The organism is Micromonospora echinospora (assembly GCF_900091495.1).
Classification (GTDB): domain Bacteria; phylum Actinomycetota; class Actinomycetes; order Mycobacteriales; family Micromonosporaceae; genus Micromonospora; species Micromonospora echinospora.
On sequence record NZ_LT607413.1, the window covers coordinates 6,575,510 to 6,600,816 of the forward strand.

The 25,307-nt window shown below is 73.9% G+C and carries 20 protein-coding genes; 4 read left to right on the forward strand and 16 right to left on the reverse strand.

Annotated features, from left to right (window positions below):
• Positions 1-774, forward strand: a complete 774-nt coding sequence (locus tag GA0070618_RS28170) for a thioesterase II family protein (protein WP_088984323.1) — start codon at positions 1-3, stop codon at positions 772-774.
• A gap of 58 nt (positions 775-832) precedes the next feature.
• Positions 833-4,096, forward strand: a complete 3,264-nt coding sequence (locus tag GA0070618_RS28175) for a non-ribosomal peptide synthetase (RefSeq protein WP_088984324.1) — start codon at positions 833-835, stop codon at positions 4,094-4,096.
• Between the two features lie 97 nt (positions 4,097-4,193).
• Here the strand turns inward: GA0070618_RS28175 and GA0070618_RS28180 are convergent, their stop codons facing one another.
• The 11 genes from GA0070618_RS28180 to GA0070618_RS28230 all read right to left on the reverse strand — a co-directional run bounded on the left by GA0070618_RS28180 (position 4,194) and on the right by GA0070618_RS28230 (position 17,649).
• Positions 4,194-5,006 carry a thioesterase family protein gene (locus GA0070618_RS28180; protein WP_088984325.1) on the reverse strand — a complete coding sequence of 271 codons (813 nt, stop codon included), beginning with the start codon at positions 5,004-5,006 and terminating at the stop codon, positions 4,194-4,196.
• Positions 5,007-5,015: 9 nt separating this feature from the next.
• The gene (locus GA0070618_RS28185) at positions 5,016-5,627 is read right to left on the reverse strand and encodes a nitroreductase family protein (protein ID WP_197701670.1); all 612 of its coding nucleotides are present in this window, start codon (positions 5,625-5,627) and stop codon (positions 5,016-5,018) included.
• A gap of 13 nt (positions 5,628-5,640) precedes the next feature.
• Complete coding sequence (locus GA0070618_RS28190) at positions 5,641-7,140, reverse strand: M81 family metallopeptidase (protein WP_088984326.1); 1,500 nt, start codon at positions 7,138-7,140, stop codon at positions 5,641-5,643.
• Entirely contained in the window at positions 7,137-7,826 is a 690-nt protein-coding gene (locus GA0070618_RS28195) for an RraA family protein (protein ID WP_088984327.1), read from the reverse strand. The genes GA0070618_RS28190 and GA0070618_RS28195 overlap by 4 nt, the downstream gene beginning before the upstream one ends.
• Positions 7,823-8,938: an o-succinylbenzoate synthase gene (menC, locus tag GA0070618_RS28200; protein WP_088984328.1), complete on the reverse strand. Its 1,116-nt coding sequence runs from the start codon at positions 8,936-8,938 to the stop codon at positions 7,823-7,825. The genes GA0070618_RS28195 and menC overlap by 4 nt, the downstream gene beginning before the upstream one ends.
• A gap of 9 nt (positions 8,939-8,947) precedes the next feature.
• Complete coding sequence (locus GA0070618_RS35265; RefSeq protein WP_088984329.1) at positions 8,948-10,411, reverse strand: hypothetical protein; 1,464 nt, start codon at positions 10,409-10,411, stop codon at positions 8,948-8,950.
• Complete coding sequence (locus GA0070618_RS28210; protein ID WP_088984330.1) at positions 10,408-11,331, reverse strand: aminotransferase class IV; 924 nt, start codon at positions 11,329-11,331, stop codon at positions 10,408-10,410. Before GA0070618_RS28210 ends, GA0070618_RS35265 begins: the two co-directional genes overlap by 4 nt.
• 29 nt (positions 11,332-11,360) lie before the next feature.
• Positions 11,361-12,128 (reverse strand): TenA family transcriptional regulator, encoded by a 768-nt coding sequence (locus tag GA0070618_RS28215; protein WP_088985899.1) that lies wholly within the window; start codon positions 12,126-12,128, stop codon positions 11,361-11,363.
• 227 nt (positions 12,129-12,355) lie between these two features.
• Entirely contained in the window at positions 12,356-13,279 is a 924-nt protein-coding gene (locus tag GA0070618_RS28220; protein ID WP_088984331.1) for a beta/alpha barrel domain-containing protein, read from the reverse strand.
• Between the two features lie 913 nt (positions 13,280-14,192).
• The gene (locus GA0070618_RS28225) at positions 14,193-15,050 is read right to left on the reverse strand and encodes a helix-turn-helix transcriptional regulator (RefSeq protein WP_088984332.1); all 858 of its coding nucleotides are present in this window, start codon (positions 15,048-15,050) and stop codon (positions 14,193-14,195) included.
• A 136-nt stretch (positions 15,051-15,186) separates the two neighbouring features.
• Positions 15,187-17,649, reverse strand: a complete 2,463-nt coding sequence (locus GA0070618_RS28230) for a glycogen debranching N-terminal domain-containing protein (RefSeq protein ID WP_088984333.1) — start codon at positions 17,647-17,649, stop codon at positions 15,187-15,189.
• Between the two features lie 158 nt (positions 17,650-17,807).
• Here GA0070618_RS28230 and GA0070618_RS28235 point away from each other — a divergent pair, with 158 nt between their 5' ends.
• Positions 17,808-18,593, forward strand: coding sequence for an alpha/beta fold hydrolase (locus tag GA0070618_RS28235; RefSeq protein ID WP_088984334.1), 786 nt, complete (start codon positions 17,808-17,810; stop codon positions 18,591-18,593).
• On the opposite strand, the gene GA0070618_RS28240 is transcribed toward GA0070618_RS28235, so the two are convergent.
• Together GA0070618_RS28240 and GA0070618_RS28245 are read right to left on the reverse strand one after the other, a co-directional pair.
• Positions 18,583-19,527: an AraC family transcriptional regulator gene (locus tag GA0070618_RS28240; RefSeq protein ID WP_197701671.1), complete on the reverse strand. Its 945-nt coding sequence runs from the start codon at positions 19,525-19,527 to the stop codon at positions 18,583-18,585. The genes GA0070618_RS28235 and GA0070618_RS28240 overlap by 11 nt on opposite strands.
• Complete coding sequence (locus GA0070618_RS28245; protein WP_088984335.1) at positions 19,524-19,850, reverse strand: cupin domain-containing protein; 327 nt, start codon at positions 19,848-19,850, stop codon at positions 19,524-19,526. Before GA0070618_RS28245 ends, GA0070618_RS28240 begins: the two co-directional genes overlap by 4 nt.
• A gap of 245 nt (positions 19,851-20,095) precedes the next feature.
• Here GA0070618_RS28245 and GA0070618_RS28250 point away from each other — a divergent pair, with 245 nt between their 5' ends.
• Complete coding sequence (locus tag GA0070618_RS28250) at positions 20,096-20,974, forward strand: NAD(P)-dependent oxidoreductase (RefSeq protein WP_088985901.1); 879 nt, start codon at positions 20,096-20,098, stop codon at positions 20,972-20,974.
• A gap of 16 nt (positions 20,975-20,990) precedes the next feature.
• Here GA0070618_RS28250 and GA0070618_RS28255 read toward each other — a convergent pair whose 3' ends face one another.
• The 3 genes from GA0070618_RS28255 to GA0070618_RS28265 form a co-directional block, all read right to left on the reverse strand.
• Complete coding sequence (locus GA0070618_RS28255) at positions 20,991-21,698, reverse strand: VOC family protein (protein WP_088984336.1); 708 nt, start codon at positions 21,696-21,698, stop codon at positions 20,991-20,993.
• A gap of 26 nt (positions 21,699-21,724) precedes the next feature.
• Positions 21,725-23,734, reverse strand: a complete 2,010-nt coding sequence (locus GA0070618_RS28260) for a putative bifunctional diguanylate cyclase/phosphodiesterase (protein ID WP_170107833.1) — start codon at positions 23,732-23,734, stop codon at positions 21,725-21,727.
• Between the two features lie 279 nt (positions 23,735-24,013).
• On the reverse strand, positions 24,014-25,066 hold the full coding sequence (locus GA0070618_RS28265) for a S1 family peptidase (RefSeq protein WP_088984338.1): 1,053 nt from the start codon (positions 25,064-25,066) through the stop codon (positions 24,014-24,016).
• Positions 25,067-25,307 lie beyond the last annotated feature (241 nt).

Sequence of the window (25,307 nt, forward strand, 5' to 3'; positions counted from 1 at the left end):
GTGCTCCTGCAACGCTGGCTGCCCCGCCCCTCGGCCCGGCTGCGGCTGCTCTGCCTACCCCCGGCCGGCGGCTCGGCCACCCTCTACCGGTCCTGGGCCACCCGGCTCCCCGCCGACGTGGAGCTGTACGCCGTCGAGCCCCCCGGCCACGGCAGCCGGTACCACGAGCCGGCCGTCACCTCCATGGCGGAGCTGGCCGGGCAGGTCGCCACGGCCGCGGCCGAACTGGCCCGGCGTCCGCTGGCGCTCTTCGGGCACAGCATGGGCGCCCTGCTGGCGTTGGAGGTGGGTCGACTGCTGCGGGACACCACCGGGCGGCCACCGGCCGCGCTGCTGGTCGCCTCGATCGACGCGCCGGAACCGTCCGACGCCGACCCGGTCGACCTGACCAGCCTGCCGGACAGCTACTGGCGGCCCCGCATGGTCGAGCTGGGCGCGCTCGACTCCCGTACCACCGGGGACCCGGCGCTGATGGAGATGGCGCTGGCCATGTTCCGCGCCGACCTCGTGGTGATGAGCGGCTACCGGCCCCGACGGGCCGACCCGCTGCGCTGCCCGGTACGGGTCTACGCCGGCGCCACCGACCCGACGGTCAGCGAACGGGGACTGGCCCGCTGGCGCCGCGAGTGCCCCACCGACTTCCAGCTCAGCCGGTTGCCCGGTGGACACATGTTCTTCCGGGACGATCCGACCCTCCTCCTGGCCCGACTCGCCGCCGACCTGGACGCCGGACGGCTTCCGGCGGAACTTGGCGCGGGTCGGCCGGTGCCGTGATGACCGGGTGTCCGTCCGGCGGGGCGGCCCGGGGTAACCAACCGAACGGGAGCGAACGATGACGAGCCAGGTCTTCGGTGCATCCGCACCGGCGTCGCGGCGCGAGCCGGCCGGACCGGACGGGACCGGCGAACCGGCCGTGCCGTTGGACCTGGCCGGGCAGCGGGTCTGGCGGGCCGAGCAACTGCACCCCGGCACGCCCGCGAACCTCGTCGCGCTGGCGGCGAGCGTACCGGCCCGGGTGGACGTCGCCGCGCTGCGCACCGCGTTGTGCGCCGCCCTCGTCCCGGACGACCCGCTGCTCGCCGTGCACACCGACCGGGCGGGCCGGGCGGTCCGCCACCGGCCCGCCGGGGAGCCACAGGTCCCCGTGGTCGTCACCGACCTGACCCACCTGCCCGACGGGGAACGGGACACCGCCGTCGAGGAGATCCTCACCGACGAGGCGTCGACCGGGTTCGCGCTCGCGTACGAGGCGCCGCTGCGCTGCCGGGTGCTGCTGCTCCCCGGGCGGACGGTGCTGGTCCTCGTGGCGCACCGGGTCGCGGCCGACGAACAGACCCTCGGCGCGCTGCTGCACCGGGCCGCCCATTACTACCCCGCGGCGACCGACCCGGCGGGGCCGAGCGGCGCGACGGGACCGACCGGCGCGGGCGGGGGTGTCGCCGGGACCCCGGTGGTCCACCGCGCGCCGCGTCCCGGCCCCGCACGGCCGACCGGCTCGCAGGTGGGCGCGGACGACGGACTGGACGCCTGGCGGGAACTGCTGGCCGTTCCCCCCTCGGCGGCGCTGCCCACCGACTGGCCGCGACCGGCCGTGCTGGCCGGCACGGGCGGCACGACCACGGTGACCGTCCCGGCCGACACCCGCCGGCGGCTGCGGGACCGGTTCCCGGAGGTCGACGAGGCGACGGTGCTGCTCGCGGGTCTGCACGCCCTGCTGGCCCGGCACGGCGCCGGGACCGACGTCGCGGTCACCGCCACCACCCCGGCCACCGGCGGCGGTGAACTGGTCGTCCGCACCGACCTGGCCGGTGATCCCGACTTCGCCGCCGTGGTCGACCGCACCCGGGCGGCGGTGACCGTCGCCACCGGGGCCGCCGTGCCGTTCGCCCGGCTCGCCGAGGAGCTGGGCGGGACGGCGGCGAGCGTCCGCCACGACCCGTTCGCGCGGGTGGCGCTGACCCTCCGGGACGCCCCCCTGCTGCCACCGGCCCTGGGCGGGCTGCCCCTGTCCCCGCTGCCGCTGCCCCGACTCGGCGTCCGGTACGAGCTGCGCCTGGTGCTGGAGGCGGCTGCGGACGGCGGACTGACCGGCGGGTTGGAGTACGCCCGGGACCTGTTCGACCCGCCGACGGCCGACCGGATCGCCGCCCGGTTCCCGCTGCTGCTCGCGGCGGCGGCCGCCACCCCGGGCACCCCGGTGTCCCGGCTGGGGCTGGTCACCCCGGCCGAACGCACGCTGGTCCTCGACACGTGGAACGACGTCCACGCGCCGAGGCCCGAGGACCGCTGCCTGCACGAGCTGATCCTCGACCGGGCGCGGGCGTTCCCCGAAGCGCCGGCGGTGGTCTGCGCCGGCCGGACGCTGTCGTACCGGGAACTGGACGAGCGGTCCGCCCGACTCGCCGCCGTGCTGCGCGGCCACGCCGTGCGGGGCCGGCTGGTCGCGCTCTGCGTGGAGAAGTCCGTCGAGATGGTCGTGGGGGTGCTGGCGATCCTGCGCGCCGGGGCGGCCTGGGTGCCGATGGATCCGGCCTACCCGGTGGCCCGGCTCGGATTCATGCTGGCGGACGCGCAGGCGCCGGTGGTCCTGGCCGACGCCGCCTCCGCCGACCGGCTGCCCCGGCACGACGCCACGACGGTGCTCCTCGACGACGCGCCGGACGCGGTCACGTCGGCCAACGGTGGCCGCCCCGACCCGGACGAGGGACCGGCGGGCGACCCGGGGAGCTTCTGCTACGTCATCTACACCTCCGGGTCGACCGGGACGCCGAAAGGCGCGGCGAACACCCACCGGGGCGTGCTCAACACGATGGCGGCCCTGGTCAGCCGGTGCCGGATGGACAACCGCACCCGACTGTTGCAGTGCTCGTCGCTGAGCTTCGACATGTCCGCGTTCGACATCCTGAGCACCCTGCTCGCCGGGGGCTGCCTGGTGGTGCCCACCCGGGCCGACCTGACCGACCCGCAGCGCCTGCTCGACCTGGCGCACGACGCCCGGATCACCATGTGGAGTTCCACCCCGGCGCTGTTCCGGGGCGCGGTCGACGTGGCCCTGGACTCCGGGGCCGGCCTGCCCGAGGGGCTCCGGACCGTGGTGCTCGGCGGGGACCGCTTCCCCGGCGGGGTGATCGGCCCGCTGCGGTCGCTGGCGCCCCGGGCCCGGGCCTTCAACGTCGCCGGCATGACCGAGGTCTCCTTCACCACGACCGGTCACCCGGTCACCAGCGCCGACGCCCGTCGGGCCAGCGTCCCCTGGGGACGGCCCCTGCCCCACCAGCGGATGTACGTCCTCGACGACGAAGGCGACCCGGTGCCGGTGGGGGTACCGGGTGAGCTGTACATCGGCGGGGTCGGGGTGGGGCCGGGCTACTGGCGACGACCGGAGCTGACCGCGCAGCGGTTCCTGCCGGATCCGTTCGTCGCCGACCCGGACGCCCGGATGTACCGCACCGGTGACCTGGTGCGTCACCTCAGCGACGGGCAGATCGAGTTCCTCGGCCGGCTGGACCACCAGGTCAAGGTCCGGGGCTACCGGATCGAGCTGGGTGAGGTGGAAACCGCCCTGGCCGGGCACCCCCAGGTCCGGGACTGCGTGGTGGACCTGCGGGCCGGCACGGACGAACAGTCCCGGCTCACCGCCTACCTGGTGCCGGTCGACCCGGAACAGCCGGCGACCGTGGAGAGCCTCCGGGAGTTCCTCGGCGGGCGGCTCCCCGAGCACATGGTCCCGGCGGTCTTCGTCGCGGTGCCCCGGATCCCGGTCACCCCGGGCGGCAAGATCGACCGTACGGCCCTGGCGGAGCTGCCGTTGCCCGCCGGTCGACCGGAGCTGGGCAGCGCCTACACCCCGCCCCGGGACGGACTCGAACGCAGCGTCGTCGCCGAGTGGGAACGGGTGCTCGGGGTGTCCGGGATCGGGGTGGACGACGAGTTCACCGCCCTGGGCGGCCATTCGCTGCTCGCCACCGCCGCGATGACGATGATCTCCGACGTGCTGGGGGTGCCGATGTCGGCGCGGGACCTCTACGAGGCGTCCACCCCGGCCCGCCTGGCCCGCCGGATCCGCGCGCTCACGCCGGACCGGGTCTGGGACTGACCTCCGCCGCCGGTGCGGCGACGAACGTGACGTGAGGAAGAGCGGCGAGATGCGGAACGACCGGGTCCCGGTGCCGACCGGGACCCGGTACGTCGGGTCACCGTCCCGGAGGTTCGGGCTGCCGAGCCACGAAGAGCGCCTGGGCGGAGCGGGCGACCGGCCCGTGCCGGTCGGAGAGCGTGCCGGTGGTCAGCCCCGCGCAGCCCGGGGCCACCTCGGTGACCGCGGCCAGGTGCAGCCACTCGCCGTCCGGTGGCCGGAGGACGTGGACGGTCAGCTCGGGCGGGACGAACATCCACTTCTCGATGTCCAGCACCGCGCTCATCCCGTTGGCCGAGTCGACGGTCAGCACCGTGCGCTGCAGCGGTGAGAGCGGCTCGCCCGGCAGGAGCGGGTGCCGGGCGCGCACCCAGGCCGCCCCCGGACCGGGGCGGTCGTAGCCGCCGTCGACGAAACGCCACTCGGTGGCGGCGAGGAAGCCGCAGTCCCACGGCGTGCCGGGCGGTGGCACCATCGACCGGCCCGCCTCCGGGCCCGGCTCGGGTCCGCGCGCCGTGGTCGGACCGACCGGTAGCGCCGCCGGGGCCGGCCGCACCGCCCAGGCGGTGGCGGTCATCAGCAGTTGGCCCTCGTGGCGCAGCTCGGCGCGGACGAGCTGGACGCGCCGTCCGGGTCGTTCGACCCGGGCCCGCACCTGGACGGGCCGGCACGGCACCGGCCCGAGGATCTCCATGGTGATCCGGGCGACGACCAGGCCGGTGCCGGTGAGGTGTTCCTCGGCGGCGCGGGCCAGCAGCGCCCCCGGCGGCCCACCGTGCTGGTAGCGGGGGTCCCAGGGGCCCTCGGTGTGCAGGGTGGGCAGGTAGGTGTCCGCGCCGTCGGGTCGGTAGAACGCCTCGGATCCACTCATACGGGCAGCCTACGGCCGCCCGCCGGGCCGGGCGGCGACCGCCGGCAGCGGCACGACCGTGCCCCCGGGGCGCAGGGCGAAGAGCCGCTCGTGCGGGGCGAAGGCCGGCCGGGGCACCGGGGGCGGCGCGGCACCGGGCGTGCCGACGTAGAGCCAGCCGAGCAGCCGCTCGCCCGGGGCCAGCCCGAGCAGGCCGCGCACCTGCGGGGAGTCGGTGACATTGCCGGTACGCCAGATCGCGCCGTAGCCCGCGTCGTGCAGCAGCAGCCCCAGGTTGCCCACCATCGCCGAGGTCGCCGCGAGTTGCTCCCACTCCGGCACCTTGGGATTGTCCCGGGGAACGAGCACGATCGACAGCAGCAGCGGGGCCCGCAGGGGCTTGCCCGCCGCGCGTCGACGTCCCACCGGGTCGTCGGCCGGGCAGCCCTCGGCCAGCGCCGTCCCGAGGACGTCGCGGGCGGTGTCCCGGACGACGATCAAGCGCCAGGGGCGCAGCAGTCCGTGGTCCGGGGCGGACGCGGCGTCGGTGACCAGGGCGACGATCTCCTCGTCGGACGGGGCCGGGTCGACCAGCCGGCCGACGCTGCGCCGGCTGCGGACGGCGTCCAGCAGCGTCATCATCTCGTCTCTCCCTTCACCGGGCCGGTCGGCCCACTGCGGGCAGGTCGGGGAACGTGACGTCCGGGTCCATCGGCCACAGCCCGGCGGTCGCCGGTCCGCGCGGCAGGCTGTCGATCTCCCGGGTGAGCGGGCCGGGCGCGTCCGCGACCAGCAGGTGGTCGCTGACCGTGGCGAACCCGGCGCGGAAGTGGTTGACCGACTTCACCGCCAGCACGTCGTACCGGTCGGGCAGCACGCCGTGCAGCAGCAGGATCTCCGGGTCGAGGACCTGCCGGCGCTGGCTGGCCACGATGACGTCGACGTCGCCGAGGGACAACCGCACGCTGGTGCCGAAATCGAGGGTCTTGCCGGCCCGCATGCTGCGCTGCACGACGCGGCCGTCGGTGATCGCGCGGACCGTGCCGGTGGCCCGGACCGGTGGTCCGCTCGCCCAGCCGTGCCGGCCGCCGAGCGCCACCTCCACCCGGGCGCCGACCCCGGCGGTGACGCAGGCCCGCACCGTGGCGGGGTCGTGGAGGGTGGCCAGGCAGGCCCGCAGGCCGCTGTCGAGCAGCGCGGTCAGCAGGTAGGTGCTGTCACCGGCCGCCCCGCAGCCGGGGTTGTCGGTGCCGTCGCCGATGACCACGGGTCGACCGGCGGCGGCCCGCGCGGTCGCCACCGCCCGCTCGGGCGGGACCGGGTCGATCCGGAAGCGGTCCCGGTGGGCCCAGAGCGCCCCGGCCACCGTACGGTTGGCCGCCTCGGCGGCGGCCGGGGTGCCGACGGTCACCACGGCGGCGCGGGCCTGCGGGGTGTCGGCGTAGGGGTAACCGTGCAGCACCGTGCAGGCCAGCACGTCCGGCTCCGACTCGACCTCCCGGACCAGGTCGCGCAGCCACGCCCCGGGACCGGACCAGGTGGTCGAGGGGGGCAGCAGCATCGGCAGGGTCCGCATCCGCACCACCGGTCGCGACGCGCCGGTCAGCTGCCCGACCGCGAGCGAGGCGGCCAGGTCGGCGCGGGCCGCCATGTCCGTGTGCGGGTACTCCTGGAAGCCGACCAGCACGTCGACCAGGGTCACCAGCTCCGCCGGCAGGTTCGCGTGCAGGTCGACCGTGACGGCGAGCGGCACCCGGGGCCCCACCACGGCGCGCACCGCGCGCACCACCGCCAGGTCGAGGCTCTCCCCCGTCTCCAGCGCGCCCGCCCCGTGCAGGTCGAGCAGGACCACGTCGACCGGGGCGGCCGTCCGCAACGCCGCGACCAGTTGGTCCCCCAGGTGCGCCGCGGCCCGTGGCGCGACCGCCGCGCCGGGCTCGGCCCGGGCGTGCACGCCGGGCACCGGGTCGACGCCGAGCCGCCCACAGGCGGCCAGGTAGCCCCCGACGATGGTGTTGGTGCCGGTGAACTCGTCGATCAGCTCCGCTCCGGAGTGGACGTCGAAGTCGGCGAGGTCGGTCGGGCCGCTGACCTCCACCATGTAGGTGCTGGACTCGTGCACCAGGCCCGCGACGAACGCCCGTGGTCGGGTCACGACCGGCCCGTCGACGGCACCGGGACGGTGACCCCGTCGCGGGGCGCCAGGTTGTAGCCGTGCCGGCGGCGGCTGTCGCGCAGCGGCACGCCCGCGGCGACGTCGGCCCGGATCGCCGCCTCGATCGTGACGATCCGGCGCACCTGGTCGCCGACCTCGGTGGCGAGGGCGGCCGGCACGACCACCGCGCCGCTGTCGTCGGCGCAGACCAGGTCACCCTGGTCGACGACCGTCCCGCAGACCTCCACGGGCTGCCCGACGGCGGCGAGCCGGACCCGGTTCTTGCCCGACTTCATGTAACCGGCCCGGCTCCACACCGGATAGCCGAGGGCGCGGGTCTCCGCCACGTCCCGGCAGCAGCCGTCGACGACCGTCCCGGCGACGCCGTTACGCACCGCCACCGCGCTGAGGATGTCGCCCCAGACCGTGCAGTAGAGCCGTCCGCCGTTGGCGATCACCACGACCGCGCCGGGAGGCACGTCGTCGATGAACTCCCCGGCCGGCGCGCGGACGCCGGCGGCCACCGGCTCGAACCGGAGGGTGTAGGCGGGACCGACCACCGTGCCGGTGCCGGACCGGCGGCTGAGTCCGGAGAGCCCGCCGTTGCGTCCGAGCAGGTCGAGCGCGTCGCTGACCGCGCCGGTGCCGTGCTCTCGGAACAGCTCGACCAGGTCGTCGGTGGTCATGCCAGCACTCCCTTCGTGATCTCCTGGATCCGGGTCACCTCGACGCTGTCGGTGAGGTCGGCCCCGAGTCCCGGACGGTCGGTCGGTTCGGCCCAGCCGGGTTCGACGACGTCGAGCTTCGGCTCGACACCGTCGTCGAGGTAGTAGTTCCGGCTCGGTCCCACGTCGCTGGGGAGGGTCATGCCGGGCAGGGTCGCCAGCGCCAGCGCGCACCACCGGCCGAGGCCCTGTTCCCACTTGCCGCCGACGAAGAGGTCGATGCCCTCGGCCCGGCAGAAGTCGTGGATCCGGACGGCCTCGGTCAACCCACCCACCCGGCCGATCTTGATATTGGCCTGACGGCCCGCCTTGAGCCGGTGGGCCTGGGTCATCTCCCGCAGGGAGTGCACCTGCTCGTCGAGGCAGATCGGGGTGAGCAGGCGGGACTGCAGGGCGGCGCTGGTCTCCAGCAGGTGGCGGGGAAACGGCTGCTCCAGGGCCATCAACTGGAACGTGTCGATGTCGGACAGGTCGTCGAGGTGCTCCTCGTCGTATGCGGCGTTGGCGTCGGCCACCACCGCGAAGCCAGGAAAAGCCTCCTGGATCGCGCGCAGCGGTTCCGCGTCCCAGCCGGGCCGGATCTTCACCCGTACCCGCTGGAAGCCGCTGTCCCGGATCCGGCCGATGTTCGCCAGCAGCTCGTCGACGGTCGGTTCGATGCCGGCGGTGGCGCCGACCGGCACCCGCCGGACCGCGCCGCCGAGTTCCACGCAGAGCGGACGGCCGGCGAGCCGGGCCCGCAGGTCCCACAGCGCGGCCTCGACCCCGCCCTTGGCCTCCTCGTGGCCGTTGACGTCGGCCCAGGCCCGCTGGGCCTGCACCGGATCGGTCGTGTCCGCGCGCAGCAGGGCGGGCACCAGGTAACGCTCGGAGACGTACCACGCCGTCTCGATGGTCTCGTAGTTGTAGAACGGGGTCTCCATCGCCGCGCACTCGGCGAACCCGGAGGTGCCCCCGGCCTCCACCTCGACCACCAACTTCGTCCAGGTGTGGTACCGCTGCCAGCGGTTCTCGAAGGGACGGGTCAGGGTGCACCGCACGAGACGGAGGACGACCCGGTCGATCGTCGCCACGTGAACTCCTCACTCGGGAAGGCTTGCCACGCCGTCGGGCACGACCGCCGCGGTGGTCCGACGGTCCCGGGCCGGACCGTCCCCGGCGGCGTGTCCGGTGACGTGGACGGCGAGCTTCTGCCCGCCCTGGAAGACGTTGAGCCGGGGATTGAGGCTGGCCTTGGAGCCGAACCCGTGCACCCGGCCACCGAGGACGAAGCTGTCGAAGCTGACCGGCATCGTCACCACCGGCGGTTCCCCGTCCGGTCGCAGCACCGGGTAGGCGGTCGGCGCGACGTACCGCTGGGCCACCAGCCGGTGGGCCGCCGCCCGGTCCACCGCCTTCCGCCAGGCCGTCCGCCCCGTCGCCCGGCCGACGGTGACACCGTCGCCCCGGATGTCGTACGGCTCCTTCAGCACGTACCGGTCGGGATGCTCGACCAGGTCGACGTCGAGCGGGGTCACCCCGTCGGGGGCGGTGGCCTCCGGTTCGAGCCGCCGCGCCCAGGGCAGCAGGTCGGCGACGAGGGCACGCTCGGCGGCGGTGAACAGGTCGGCGAAGCGGGCGTCCCACGGCAGCGCGAGGGTGAACTTGCTCTCGGCCACGTACCGGGCGCCGAACGGGTTCACGTGGACGAAGTCCGCGGTGGCCAGAGCGCGGGTCCAGCGGCCGACCAGCTCGGCGTCGGACTCCACCAGCGTCCGCCAGGCCACGGTGTTGACCTTGTTCCAGCAGACGTCGACGGGGTGCGGTCCGAACCAGACGGTCGCGCCGACCTGTCGCAGCTCGCGCGGGTCGACCAGGACCGCAGCGATCCCGCAACGGCGGAAGGCGGCCACCATCTCGACGCTCTCCAGGTTGGACCGCCCGGTGGGTTGCAGCACCGCGACGCGGGGCGCTCCGGTGTCGAGTCCGCGCCGGCGCAGCGCGTCGACGAGCACGTCGAGCAGGGCCCGTTCGGAGGAGAGCGTGTACGCCCCGGCGACGGGCGCGGTCGCGCCGGCCCGGTCGAGAACCGCGCCCACCAGCCGGTTGATCCGGGCGCTGAACAGGGTGCCGGCGGGCGCGTCGGCGTTGTTCTCCAACAGGCGGAGCCGCTCCGTGCCCTGTTCGAGATATCCGTCGAGGCGGCAGACCGTCACCTCGTCCGGTGCCGGCCGGTCGGCGTCGATGAGCGCCTCGGCCGCGGGACCGAGGTCGTACCAGCGCCGCAGCGCGGGCGTCTCCCGGTAGAGGGTGGTGATCCGGCCCAGCAGCGCGACGTACCGTTCGACGGCGGGCACCGCCGCCGTGACCGTGCGGTGCCGCGCCACCAGGGGCAGCGGGGAGAGCGGGTAGTCGGTGTTACGGAACGGCGGCGCGGTCCGGACCACCTCCGCCAGGAGGGGCTCCAGCGGTCCCGGCCGGTCCTGCAACGCCGCGAGCAGGGTGCCCGCCACCGCCCAGTCGATCATCCCCGGCCGGTCGGCCGCTCCGTTCGGCGCCCCGGTCACGGCCGGACCTCCCGGACCAGCGCCGGCAGGTCGACCGGCCCGTCGTGGGCGCCGCCGCGGGCGTGCAGGAAGTACCGCATGATCAGTTGCCGGGTGACCGGCGCCTGGGGCCAGTGTCGTAGCGGGTGGCCGTCGAAGGCACGCACCGGGGCGATCTCGATGCCGGTGCCGCAGAGGAACGCCTCGTCGGCCTGGTGGGCGTCCTCCCGGGTCAGGGTGGTCTCCCGGGCCGGGAGCCCGCCCTCGCGCAGCAGCCAGGCCCGGGTGATGCTGGGCAGCACGTCCTCGTCCAGCGCCGGGGTCAGCAGTTCCCCGTCCCGGACGAGGAAGAGCGCGGCGGTCGGCGCCTCGCTGAGCCGCCCCGCCCGGTTGGTCAGCACGCACCCGTCGAAGCCCGCGTCCCGGGCGGCCAGCCAGGCCAGACGCGGCCCGGCGTAGCTGGAGATGTTCTTGGCCGCCGGCGGGAACGAGGCGGCGCCGGCCCGCTGCCAGTCGCTGACCGTCAACGACATGCCGGTCCCGTTGCCCAGCCAGCGTTTGCGGCCCATCGGGGCGGCCGTCACCGCCAGGACGGGTTCGGCGTCCGCGCCGAGGTCGCCGGGGTTCGTCGGGGTCACCGACACCCGGACGTAGGTGTCGGTGTCGATGCGGTTACGGGCGATCAACTCGTCGACGATTCCGGGCAGCCGCTCGACACCCGGGTCGGGCAGCCGCATCAGCCGCAGGGAGGCGGCGAGCCGGTCGACGTGCTCGTCGAGCAGCAGGGGTCGGGGCGGCCGGGCCGGGTCGAGGGCCGTGTAGATCCGGATGCCCTCGAAGACGGAGACCGCGTAGCGCATGGCCAGGCTGCCGACCGGGACCACCGCGTCGGCTCGGCTGCCCCAACGACCGGCGAAGTAGACGTGTGGGTAGACGGACACGGTGGCCCCCTGTCGGCAGTGGGACGCGGTCAGACGGTGTCGGCGCGGTAACGGAAGACCGGCTCGCTCGGGTCGTACGCCCGCTCGAGGATCGCGTCGAAGTGGGCGTGCCGCAGCTCGATCGCCCGCTCCAGGGAGGCGCGGGCCCGGTCCTGGAGTTCCGGCGTGTCGCAGTAGCGGGTGAGGATCGCCCGCAGCGGCTCGGTGTGCTCGTCCTCGAGCTCGCTCACGCCGTCCTGGTCGCCGTCGTTGGAGGCGTGGTGCTTGAAGAACTCGTAGCCCCACTCCGGCAGGCCGTAGGCGTCCCGCATCACCGCCATCATGCTGTTGCCGGCCTTGTCGGTGATGGGCGGCTGGCCCTCCATCAGCAGCAGCACCGACGTGGTGCCCTCGGTGAAGTGCACGTTCGTGTTGTTGCAGGCGTTCTTGTTGTGCTCGATCACGGCGACCGTCTCCGGGAACAGCTCCAGGTTCGGCAGGCTCGCCGGGTCGACCCCGACGGCGCGGCCGAAGTCCTCGAACGTCTCGACGTGCCGCTTGGAGTTCGACAACGCGCCGAACTCCTCCTCGTACGCGTTCTCGATCAGCGAGCGCCGGATGTCCAGGTCGTCCATCCGGCAGGCGATGCCGGTCAGGTTCCGGGTCCACCAGCTCTTGATCGGCCAGCGCTGCTCGACGAAGGTCCGGAGCAGCCGCTCGGTGGCCTTGCCGGCGAGGATGGTCTGGTAGAGCGGGCTGGTGGTCTTCCTCCGGGCGTGGATGCGCTCCTCGAGTTCGGCGACGAACTGTTCGGACATGGGGTGCTCCTCCTCGGGCGGGATCCGGTGCGGACCGGACGGGTCGCCGGCTCCGGCAGTGGCCGGGCCGGTGGGTGGGACGGGCGAGGCGCGCGGCGGCGCCGGTGGGTCGGGCGGTGCGGGGGCACGGGGCGCGGTCCGGTCCACGCTGACCGGGGTCCGCGGCGCGGTCGGATGACCGTGGGCGCTCCGGCTGCGGGTGACCTGCCGCCGAAGACCCGACCGGATCACCCGCTGATGGCGTCGACCAGGGTGAACAATTCGCGCTGGTTCTGGTCGCGGCGGTCCTTGATGGTGTCGACGTTCAGGTCGAGCAGGCCACCCGCAATCGACTCGCACCGGGCCAGCACCCCGTCCCGCCAGGGCTTGAGCACCTCGGCGGCGGTGCGCGCGAGCGGCGTCATCGCGTGCGGCGCCTGGGATCGGGCCCGCAGGTAGCCGGCGATCAGTTCGAGCGCGAGGTTGCCGCCGCCCTTGCCCATGCCGCCCAGGGACGCGTCCAGGTACCGGCAGCCGGCCTCGACGGCGGAGAGCGAGTTGATGAAGGCGAGGCTGAGCCCGTCGTGCGCGTGGAAGCCCAGGGGCACGGCGGTCTCCACGCCGGCCACCCGGATGAGCCGGTCGACCTGCTCGGGGAAGAGACTGCCGTTCGAGTCGGCCAGGTAGAAGGCGTCCACCTGCCACTGCTCGGCGAGGCGGGCCGCCGCAGCGACCGCACGGGCGGAGAGCTCGCTGACCCGGATGAGGTTGACCGCGACCCGCAGACCGGCGGCCCGGGCCGCCTCCACGTGCGGGGTCAGGTCCGCCAGGATGGCGTGCTGCGCCGGCAGCCGGACCATACCGACGCCGAGGGCGGCGAGGCGCCGGTAGTCGGTGGGGTGGACGTCTCGGGCGTGCGCCATGACCGTGACGGTCACCGTGGGGTTCGCCGCGCAGAGCGTACGCAGGTGGTCGTCGGGGCAACAGGACGTCGGGCGGTCCGCGCCGTCGACGTCGTGGCGCCGGGGCCGGTAGTAGCCCACCTCGCAGAACGGGATGTGGGCGGTCGCGCAGGCGGAAACCACGGTGGCGGCCTGTTGGCGCGACCAGGTGTGACCATTGACGTATCCACCGTCGCGTAACGTAACGTCAAGAAGTGCGACATTCTTCATCGGGGCGTCCCCTGCATTCCTCGGACCTACCCGAGGCCACGCCCAACGTTGGGCGACCACGGGCGATGGCAAACGGGTGCCGGAAATTGATCAGTTCGGATCGGCGGTGCCCAGATCGGTGATCGACGCACGGAGGATCTTTCACGGGCAACATCCGCATCGCAATGGCCGGGTGTCGAGATTTCGTATTAAGCAAGAACGTTCAACGGGACGAGCGACGTGAACGCGATCTCCGGATAGCTGTCCGGGCTGCTCGGACGCGTGCAATCAACGCTTGGCAGCCGCCGTCGACCGCATTGGTGAAACCGATCGGCACCCGGGACGAGCAGAATTGATCTCAATCTTTGCGGTATCGTCCGGTGCCGATATGGACGACATCCTGGAGGCGCAGTCACCGCCCACCTCAGCCCGGCCCCCGCCGGCCACCCGCGCTCGCACCAGCAAGCCCCGACGGGAGCACCCCGCACCGGCTGGCCGTGTTGGCCGAAGCCGTGGCCGGTGGCGTCCGCCTTTCACCGACGGCGGTCGGCACCGGGTCGGCGACCCGCACCGGGGCTCGGCACGCACGCCGGAGCACCGGCCCGCCGGCCCGGCGGCCACGCCGTTCCGACCAGTTCCCGCCGTGTGGAGGGAAGCTCCGAGCGGGGCATGGACAACTGCGCACGCCCTCGATTTCGTGGTCGACGACGACGGTCTCCCCGAAGGCGATGGCAGCGGCGACACGCTGCCGTTCCCGCATCGCGGGGCCGTTGCGTCAAGCGCCACCCCAGCGCATTACCGGCGTTTCCGTGCCCATCCGCAAAGACCGGTCGGACGTGAATCCGGACCAGTTACGCCTTTCTCCGGAAAGATCCTCGCAAGCCACTGATGATCGCCTGGACCGGACGACAAAAGCCGAGCACCGCCGGCATGCTCAACGAACCCCGGCGACAAACTGGGCGGGAGTCACGCCGGTGTACTTCTTGAACATTCTTATCAGATGCGGCTGATCGCAGAAGCCGACCAGGGTCGCCACATTCGCCGCCGGGACACCGACGGCGAGCAGCCGTCGCGCGTGCCTGATCCGCACCTGGTTCTGGTAGGCGTGCGGCGGCATGCCCACCGCGCCGCTGAAGATACGCACCAGCCGGTACGCGCTGACCCCGGTCAGGGCGGCGAGATCCTGGAGGAGCACCTTGTCGGTGGCGTGCGCCTCAAGGTAGTCGCGTACCAGGTCCACCGCCCGGTGGTGGTTCCTCACCTCCCGGCCGGCACCCTCGGGGCCGACCGCACGGCCGGCGCGGGCCCGGCCCCGGAAGCGCTCCTGTACCGCTCGGCAGACCTCCAGGAGCGCCTGCTGCTGCCGCAACGGCTCCGTCCCGGGCGCGGTGAGCACCCGGTGGGCCCGGTCGAGCAGACCGGCCACCCGGCTGTCCCGGACGATCGTCTCGTCGACGGCGAGGGGATCCTCCAGGCCCGACTCGCCGGCCAGCAGCGGCGTGAGGGCCGCCTGGTCGAGGTAGAGGACCCGGTAACGATAGCCCTGGTCGGTGAGGGAGCGACCGGTGTGCACCTCGCCCGCGTTGATGACGAAGGTGCTCCCGGCCGGGGCGACGACGTGTTCGCCCCGGTGGACGAAGGAGGCGGTTCCGCTGTCCACGAGAGCCACGGTGGTCGTCTCGTGGGTGTGCCGGGTGTACTCGTGCACCCGGAAGTGGGCGTGCAGGACCTCCACACCGTCCACGCCGGGCCGCCAGAGGGTGGCGGTGTCCCGGTTCCGACCTTTCGGCACGTCGTCGAGTCTACGTACGACGTTCGGTCGTCAAGGTACCGATGGGTACACACCGGACAACAGCGGTCGGGGTGGGAGGTGGCGACGGCCGGCGGGACCGGCACCTGCCGCCCGGCGGGTGCCGGTCGCCGGGTGGTCAGGCCAGCCGGTGCGCGGAGAAGGGGCGCCCCCGGCCGAGCGCGTCGGCGTACCCCCACCGGCCCCGGACGTCCAGCAGCTCGATCTGACCGAGTTCCTCCGGCACGGCGGCGTCGACCGCCAGGTGGTCCTCGTACGGTTCGAGGCCGAGCAGCACCCGGAGCAGCAGCAGCGTCGCCCCGGCCGAGGGGGCGTACGGACTGTCGGCGAACCGGTGCGGCACCGGGACCCGGGTGCGGGCCCGGTCGTACCCGGCGAAGAGGGCGGGCAGCCGGCCGTCGAAGTACCGGGACGCCTCCAGCAGGTCGCAGGCGATGCGTCCGGCCTCCTGCTTGAACCCGTAGCGGCGCAGCCCCCAGGCGATCAGCGAGTTGTCCGCCGGCCACACCGCGCCGGTGTGGTGGCCCAACGGGTTGAACTCCATCTCGGTGGTGGCCATGGTGCGCACCCCCCAGCCCGAGTAGAGGGTGGGGCCGAGCAGGTGCCGCGCCAGGTGTCCGGCACGCTCCGGCGGGACGATGCCGCTGAACAGCAGGTGTCCGACGTTCGACGCCAGTGCGTCGACCTTCGTCCCGTCGGCCTCCAGGGCGAGCGCGTAGTATCCGCGCTCGGGGATCCAGAAGTCCCGGTCGAACCGTTCCCGCAGGTCGGCGGCCTCCCGCTCCAGGCGGTCGGCCCACTCCGGGTCGCCCCAGAACCGCCGGGCCATCCGGGCCGCCCGCCGCTTGGCGTCGTAGGCGTACCCCTGTAGCTCACAGATCGCCTGCGGGAACGTGGCCAGCCGGCCGTCGCGGAAGCAGATGCCCCGGACCGAGGCGCGCCAACTCTCGTTGGCCTGCCCCGTCCAGGTGCGTCGGCAGACGGACCAGACGTAGCCCCGGCCGATCGGATCGGCGTACCGGTCCAGCCAGGAGATGGCCGCGCGGACCTGGAACTCGTACGCGCGGACCGTGTCCGCGTCACCGGTCCAGCGTTCGTACTCGTCGAGCAGGATGACGAAGAGCGGGGTGGTGTCGGCGGCGGTGAAGGCGGCGGCGTCCGGGGCGTCGTTGAAGGCGGCGGACTCCCCGTACCGGCTCTCCTGGAGGATCTTGCCGGGCTGTTCGCCCCGGAACGGGTCGTGCCGCGCCCCCTGGCTCAGCGCCAGGATCCGCAGGGTGGCGGCCGCCCGGTCCGGTATGAAGGGCAGCACCTGGAAGCCGTTGATCAGGTTCTCCCGGCCGAGGAGGGCCATCGACCAGGGCAGACCGGTCGCGGGTAGCCGCTCCCGGTAGTTGAGCCCCTGGTAGTGGAGCGCGGCGAGGTCGCGCACGCTGCGCGCGTAGGCGTCACCGAGGGGCTGGTGGTCGGCCCGCAGCCGGGGCACGTCGGCGACGAGGGCGTCGATCCCCCGGGCCGACTCGGCGCGTGAGCGGTTGATCCCGCTGTCCAGCCGCTCCCGCAGGTCACGGCGACGCAGGTCCCGGACGAGCGTCAGGACGCGCAGCCGGACCGACCACGTCTCGTGCGGTGCGACGGTGACGGTGTAGGTCAGGCCCCGCTCGTCCAGGTCGGCCGGCTCGCTGGTGGAGATGATCGTCTCCCGGTGCAGCATCTGCCGCCGGTAGTGCAGCCGCAGCGTGTGCCCCTCGACGGTGGCGGAGACCGGGCGGTTCCGGCAGAGGCTGTCCCGGATCTCCTGCACCTCGGCGAAGTCCGCGCCGACGTCGAGCCGGACCACGTACCGCAGCGGTTCCGGCGCGAAGTTGATGAGCGTGATCTCCTCCTGGAAGACCTGCCCGACCCACCGGTGCCGCAGGATCGACGTGGTCGCGTTGACGTAGTGCGTCGGCTGGCCGGGCACCAGCGCGAACCTCGCCTCGGCGGAGCTGATGTCGTCGACCGAGAGCGTCGACAGGCGTTCCCCGTCGACCGTCACCCGCCAGGTCGACAGGAACCGGGTGTCGAAGAAGAAGAGGCCGAGCGGGCTGTTGGGGTTCGGGTCGATGTCTCCGTGCTGGTCACTGATCATGAACACGTCGCCGGAGAAGACGTTGACGGAACCGGGCAGCCCCACGCCGCCCCGGCTGGTGCAGCCGGGCGATCCGCGCACCGGTTCGGGGTTGGCGCTGTCGGCCGTGGGCGGCAGCAGCCGACGGAAGGTCAGGAAGAGCGACAGGTCGCCCTCGACCGACAGGACCCCCCGCAGCAGCATCGCCACCACGTGGTCCGTACCGTCGAGCAGCCGGACGAACATCTCGGGCGGGATCGCCACGACGCAGTCGGCCCGGTCGCCGGCACGGTCCACCCGGACCTGCCCGGCCCGCACGTGCACGAACCAGACCGTGGTCCGCCCGTCGGCGTCGACGAGGTCGAACCGGATGGTCCCGTGGGGCGGAGGCGGCAGTCGGCCGGGGGCGGAGTCCGCCAGGCCGGCGAAGAAGCGGGTGATCCGGTCGACCGCCGGGAAGCCTGTCGACACGCCCCCGCCCCCCTTCCGCTACAGATCGCAAAACGGAAGTATCGGCACAAAGACGAGCGTACGCTGCGGATCACCGGAGCGGGCGCGCTTCAGTGGAACGGGCCGCGCCCGGCCGGGTGAGCGCGGTCGGACGCTGGCGACGACCTCCGGGAGGACCCATGTCGGATCAGCACACCGCCGCGGGAATGCGCTACTGGACGTACGGGCACGGCGACCGCGACACCTTCCTGCTCGTCCACGGCTGGTGCGGCGACCACGAGTTCATGGAACCGGTCGCCCGGCACCTCGCCGGCCGGCACGCGCGGGTAGTCGCCGTCGACATGCCGGGACACGGCGAGAGCCCCCCGCCTCCCGACGGGTACGGCGTGGACCGCCTCGCGGCCCGGCTACGCGCCTTCGCCGGCGCGCTCGACCTGCGCGACGTCGTGGTGGTCGGCCACAGCCTGGGCGGGGTCTGGTCCCTCGCCGCCGTCGCCGGGGACCGGGACCGCTTCACCGGCCTGGCCCTGCTCGACTCGGCCGTGGCCGGTCCCCCCGGCGCCACGGAAGCGGTCGAGCAGACCGCCCGGTCGCTGCGCGACGACACCTCCGGGACGGTCCGGGAGTCCATCGTCCGGTCCTACTTCCTGCCCGGCTCGGATCCCCGGCTGGTCGAGTGGGTGGTCGCGCAGATGGCCGCGCCGTCCACCGAGGTCGCCTACGAACCCATCGCCGGCCTGGCCGCGTACCTGCGCGCCGAGGAGGACGTCGCGGCGCTGACCCGCTGGGACCGGCCGCTGCTCTTCGTCGGCAGCAACGCCCCGTTCGCCGACTACGCCCGCCTGGCCGAGCTGGCACCCCGGGCCGACATCGGACAGGCCGCCGGCTCCGGGCACTTCGTGCAACTCGAGGTGCCGACGCAGACCAACGCCATGATCAGCCGGCACCTCCAACTCACCCGCTGACCCCTGTCCCGGCGGTCCACCGGTCGACGCCGTTCAGCGGCCCGGCCGCCGCGCCGACGGCGGCGGACCAGACGGCGGGGGTCAGCCCGTAGGACCGCCGGAACATGCGGGTCAGGTGCGCCTGGTCGGCGAAGCCGGCCCGGACGGCGACGTCCGGCAACGGGACACCGGCCCGGATCAGGCCGCGGGCCAGGTCGAGTTGACGCGACGTCCGGTACCGGGTGGGGCTGGTGCCGAAGGCGACGCGGAACTGGCGGGCGACCGACCAACGGTCCAGTCCGGCCACCAGTTCGAGGTCCCCGGCCCGGTGCCGGACCGTCGGTTCCTCGGTCAGCAGCACCCGCACCCGCGCCATCGCGGCGAGGTCGAGCGGCCGGCGGCGGCCCCGGGCGGGAGCCGCATGCGCCCGCAACAGGTCCGCGATCGCGGTGCCCACCTCCACCGCCCCGACCTCGTCGAGCGGCTCGTCGAGGTGGGCCAGGGCGTCGGCGAGGACGCGGGGCACCCCGGCCGGCCGGATCACCGGATCGGCGACGAAGGGCAGCGGATCGCCGTCGAGGGCCGCCCGGACGACGGCCGGGTCCAGGTAGACGATCCGGTAGCCGAAGCCCTCGTCGGTGCCGCCCGCGCCGTCGTGCGGTTCGTCGGGATGCAGGACGTGCCACTCGCCGGGCAGGCAGTGGTGCTGTTCGGCGCGGTAGCGGAAGGTCTGCACACCGGCCAGCGTGACGCCGACGGCGTACCGGTCGTGGCGGTGCGGGGAGAACGCCTCGCCGCGCAGTTCGGCCGCCAGACGCTCGATGCCCGCGCCGCCGGCCCCGGGGCGGATCCGGACACCCGGTACGCGGCGCTGCCGCTCCCGGCCCGGCGTGAGATGACGGCGCAGCAGGTCGCCGTCCGCGCTCCCGGACGGCCGGGAGTCAGCCGGGATCACCCGGCCGCCGCCGTCCCCTCGGCGGGGCCGAAGACCACGAGAACGGTGAGCTCCTCGGTGACGTCCACGAACCGGTGCTCCTCCCCGGCCGGGACGAACACCACGCTGCCGGGCCCGACGTCGACCGCCTCGTCCGGGGTACGGAGCCGGCCGCGTCCCCGCAGCACGACGTAGATCTCGTCCTCGGTGTGCGGTCGCTGAAGGTCCGGCGCCCCGACGGGGATCACGTACGTGCCGAGGCTGAGGTGGGGCACCCGCAGGTGTTCCACGTACGTGGCGCCGGTCTCGACGTGGTGCCGGCCGGCCTCCGCGATCACCCTCATCCCGTCCCCCTCCCCGGGGCGCTCCCCCGCGACGTGCGGCGGGCCGGTCGCCGTCCGAGCCCCGCGTCCCGTCGGCGCCGTTCCCGCCGATGCCATCCCATCGCAGCCGGCGGCCCGGTTCACGGTCCAATCCGCCGGTCCTGGACTGCGCACGATCGTTCAAGACGTGGTGCCGCCGGCCCGGCTACAACCGTTGCGGCGGCACCGGGGACCGCCCGTGCGCAGGCGTGGAGGTGACCGCGACGATGGACAGGGTGGGCTTCGTCGGACTCGGGGTGATGGGTCAGCCGATGGCGGTGAACCTGGCCCGGGCCGGGGTGCCGCTGGTGGTCTGGAACCGTACGGCGTCCCGGTGCGACCCGGTGGTGGCCGCCGGCGCGGAACGGGCCGGCGGGCCGGGCGAGGTGTTCGACCGCGCCGGTGTGGTGGTGCTGATGCTCGCCGACGAGCCGGCGGTCGACGCCGTCCTGGCGCGCGGAACCCCGCGGTTCGCCGCCCGGGTGCGGGAGCGCACGGTGGTGCAGATGGGCACGTTCGCCGCCGGCTACTCGCGGGACCTGGCCGACGACGTGACCGCCGCCGGTGGCAGCTACGTCGAAGCGCCGGTGTCCGGCTCGCGGGGCCCCGCCGAGGCCGGCGAGTTGGTCGCGATGGTCGCCGGCGACGAGGCGGCGGTGGCGCGCTGCCGACCGCTCCTGGCGCCGCTCTGCGCCGCGGTGTTCACCTGCGGCACGGTGCCCTCGGCTTTGGTGATGAAGTTCGCGGTCAACCTGTTCCTGATCACCATGGTCACCGGGCTGGCCGAGGCCGTCCACTTCGCGGAGGAACACGACGCGGACCCGGCGCTGCTGGCCCGGATCCTCGGCGCGGGCCCGATGGCCTCCACGGTCTCCCGCGTCAAGGCGGACAAGCTCGTCCACGGCGACTTCGAGGTGCAGGCGTCGATCGCGGACGTGCTGAAGAACAACCGGCTCATCGCCGACGCGGCCCGCGCCCGGGGCACGGCCTCGCCCCTGCTGGACGTCTGCCACGCCCTGTTCGGCGAGACGCTCGAACTGGGTCACGCGGGCGCGGACATGGCCGCCGTGATCCATGCCCTGCGGGCCCGTACCCGGTCCGCGTAACCGGCCCCGCCCCCGGTCAGTGGTGGTCCCGGGGTGCCGGGCGGACGACGGTGAACACCGCGCCGTTCGGGTCGGCGAGCGCGGCGACCCGCCCAGTCGGCACGTCGCGCGGCGGCACCAGGAGTCGCCCGCCCAGCCGGGGCGCCCGGGCGGCGGCGTCGTCCGGGTCGGACACCGCGAAGTAGACCATCCAGCCGGTGGGCAGCACGGCGGCCAGTGGCGCGGGCAGCGCCAGGCGGCCGGCGACCGGACGGTCGTCGGCGGTGAGCAGCACGTAGGTGTCGTCGGGCGCGCCGGGTGGCGGGGTCGCGCGCAGCCTGAGGGTGTCGGCGTGGAACCGGTCGGCGTCGCCGGGGGCGACGGTCATGTACTCGTACCAGCAGGGCCGGCCCGGCCCGGGGGCCACGGCCGTCGCCCCGGCGCGGACCCGGAAGCAGCCGCCGAGGGGGTCGTGCACGTCGTCGCCGTCCACTCGGCCCCCGGCGCCGGCCGCCGTGGCCCGGACCGCTGCGGTGTCGTCGGCGACGAAGACGGGCCACCAGCGGGCTGTCGCGCCGTCGCGCAACTCGGCGACGGATACGCCGTCGGCGAGCGCGGTGGCTCCCCCGGCGGTGTCGGCGTACGTCCAACCGAGCAGGTCGGTGTAGAAGGGACGGACGGCGTCGACGTCGGTGGTGACGAGTTCGACGCGGTCCGGTACCGCCGGGGTGGTGGGTGCGCTCACCTGGGTCTCCCGATCAGAGGGCGTGGTCAGTGGTCGGGATGTCGTATCACGGCGTCAACGGTGGTGGAGGCATGCCCTTCGTCACGGACCCGCTGGAGCAAGAGATCCAGTGGCACCGGACGGCCGAGGTGGAAGCCCTGCCCGGAGTCGACCCCGAGTTGGCGCAGCGCGGGCACCAGCCCGGCGTGCTCCACCGACTCGGCGACGGTGCGCATGCCCAGGCCGTGCGCGGCCCGCACCACGGCGTCGATGAGCACCGGGTCGGCTCCGCCCCGGTCGGCGTGCCGGACGAAGTCACCGGCGATCTTGACGGTGCTGAACGGCAGGTGCTTGAGGTAGGCGAAGGAACCGAACCCGGCCCCGAAGTCGTCCAGGCTGAGCCGGCAGCCGGCGTCGCGCAGGGTGCCGGCGAGGTTGCGGACCGCGGCGACGTTGGTGATCGCCGCCGTCTCGGTCACCTCCAGGCCCAACCGGGCGGCGTCGACGCCGACGGCGCGCAGCCGGGCCACCACCCAGTCGCCGAACCCGGGCGACTCCATCGACCGGGCGGAGATGTTCACGTCGAAGCGCAGGCCGGCCGCCGAGGCGGCCGGGTCGGCCAGCGCCGAGGTGGCGGTGGTCACCACCCACCGGTCGAGTTCGCCGATGAGGTCGTCCCGCTCCACGGTCGGCAGGAAGTCGTCGGGGGCCAGTGACGGCTGCCGGCCGTCGCGCAGCCGGATGAGCAGTTCGTGGCTGACCACCTCCCCGGTGAGCAGGTCGACGATCGGCTGGGCGTCGAGCTGCATCCGGTGCTCGTGGAGCGCGCTGCGGACCCGGGTCACCACGTTGACCCGTTGCACCGCGTGCCGGTAGTGCTCGGGCAGGTAGAGCCGGGCCCGGTTGCGTCCGGCGTTCTTCGCCTCGTACAACGCGAGGTCGGCGTGGGCGAGCACCGCGTCCCGGGTGTCGCCGGGCTCCAGCGGGGCGGCCCCGATGCTGAGGGTGACCCGCAGTCCCGCGCCGGCCAGCGGTACGGGTGTCCGGGCGGCGACGTCGCAGAGCGTCTCGGCGACGGTGAGGGCGTCGCCGGCCGCGGTGTCCGGCAGGACGACGGCGAACTCGTCGCCGCCGAGGCGGCCCAGCACCGTGCCGGCGGGCAGGTGACGCACGAGCAGCCGGGCGAGCACCCGCAGCACGTCGTCGCCGACGGCGTGCCCGTGGACGTCGTTGATGTCCTTGAAGTTGTCGATGTCGATCAGCAGCAGGGCGCCGGGCGGGCCGCCGCCCCGGGCGAGCAGGTCGTCCAGGCGGGCGAGCAGGGCCCGCCGGTTGGGCAGGTCGGTCAGCGGGTCCCGTTCGGCCAGGCGGGTCAGCTCGTCCTGGACCCGCCGCATCTCGGTGATGTCGTGTGCGGTGCCGAGCACCCGGACCGGGGCGCCGGCGGCGTCGGTGAAGACCTCGCCGTAGCACTCGAAGACCCGCAGGGTGCTGCGGTCCGCGAGGTACATCCGGTGGGTGTAGGCGAACGGACCGCCGGCGCCGAGCGCCCGCTCCAGGGTCCGTTCGATCAGGCCGACGTCGTCGGGGTGGAGCAGTTCGCGGTACGACGGGTAGTCCAGTTCGGTGCCGGGCGGATAGCCGAACATCTGCAACAGCACGTCGGACCAGATGACCGAGTCGGTGGCGATGTCCCACTCCCAGGTGCCCACCTTGGCGAGTTGCTCGATGTGGGCCAGGCGCCACCGGTAGTTGCGGCCCGCCTCGCGCTCCCGGCGTTCGACGCTGACGTCGCGCAACTCGTACAGGCGCAGGAGCTGCCCCTCGTGGTCCACGCGGTGGCAGCGCACCTCCAGCCAACGGGTGGGGCCGTCCGGCTGCGGCCAGGGCAGCTCGACCGGGGAGCCGTCCGGGGCGACCTCGGCCAGCGGCAGGTCGTGGACCGACGCCCCCAGGCGGCGGGCGGCCGGATTGGACCAGAGGCATCGGCCGTCGGCGGTGAGCATGGTCATGGCGGTGGAGGCGACCTCGGCCGCGACCGCCGGCAGGCTGCTCACCTGGTGGCCACCCCATTTCCTCGCCGACCACGGCACCATCCCGTGGCACCGACGCACCGTCGTCCCACCGCGACGCGGAGTCTACCCACGGGCGTGGCGGACGTGTGTCGGGCCGTCACCGGACCGGGTGGCGACCCCGCGCCGGATCGGGTGGAGTCGTCGTCCGGACGGCAGAGTGTGGAGTCGTCGTCCGGACGGCAGAGTGTGGAGTCGTCGTCCGGACGGCAGACAGCGGTGGCCGCCACGGATGTGGCGGCCACCGCTGCGGGGGTCGGACGATCAGATGATCTCGACGCCGTAGACGCTCAGCGCCTCGGTGACCGGCTGGAAGTAGGTGGTCCCGCCGGTGGAGCAGTTGCCGCTGCCGCCGGAGGTCAGGCCGAGCGCGGTGGAGCCGCTGACCAGCGCGCCGCCGCTGTCGCCGGGCTCGGCGCAGACGGTGGTGCGGACCAGGCCGGTGACGGTGCCCTCGGCGTAGTTCACCGTGGCGTCGAGCGCCTGGACCGTCCCGTTGTGCAGGCCGGTGGTGCTGCCGGAGCGCTCCACGGACTGACCGACGTAGGCGTCCGCGGCGCCGGTGATGTCCCGGGTGGTGCCGTCGTAGAGGTAGACGCTGCCGTCGGCGGCGGACGCGGCGGTGTGCTGCACGATGCCGTAGTCGTCGCCGGGGAAGCTGCCGGTCCCGCCGGTGCCGAGCAGGGCGCTCTGCCCGGAGTCGGCGTACCAGTTGCCGGTGATGTCGGTGCAGTGGCCGGCGGTGAGGAAGTAGTGGGTGTCACCGCTACGGACGTTGAAGCCGAGGGAGCAGCGTCCGCCGCCCTCGGCGTAGATGGCCTCGCCACCGGCGGCCCGGGTGCTCAGCACCCCGGACTCGCGCTCGACGCGGACCGTGCCACCGAGCCGTTCGGCGACCGCTTCGACGCGCTTGAGCTTCGCGCCGGTGACCGTGCTGTCGACGGAGACGACCACCTGGTTGGTCGCCGGGTCGGTCCACCACGCGGTGCCGGGGATCCGGGCCGAGCGGTCGAGTTCGGTGGTGGCCCGCTTCAGGTCGTCGGCCCCCCGGGTCACCAGTTTGGGGGTGGCGCCGGCCGCGCGGACCTTCTTCGCGGCGGCCTCGTCGGTGACGGTGACGACCATCGAGCCGTCAGCCTGGGCGTACGTCCCGGCGGAGCGGTCGCCGAGGGTGGCCGCCAGCTTGGCGGCCTGGTCGGGGGAAGCGGCTGTCTCGGGGGCGGCCTGAGCGGGTGCGCCGGTCAAGGAGCCGATGACCAGCACACCGGCCACCGCGGTGGCGGTGACGTGGCGCAGCGGGGACCCGGAGAGTCGCATGTGCTTACCTCCATGGAACGAGGGTGGGCCGCCGATCAGGCAGCCCCGGGCAACCTTTCGGCTGGTGAGGCTCAGCCGATCGGGGTGCGTCGAAGTATTCACACGTCTGACATCCGTCGCAAGCGTGCCGGTTGGCCGGACTAGCGGCTCTTCGCTGCTTCGGTGCCGACAGTGGCCTGTCGGATGTTTAGTGGCGATTAAAGCCATCTGCGCAGGTCAGCACGGTTGCGATGGAACCCGT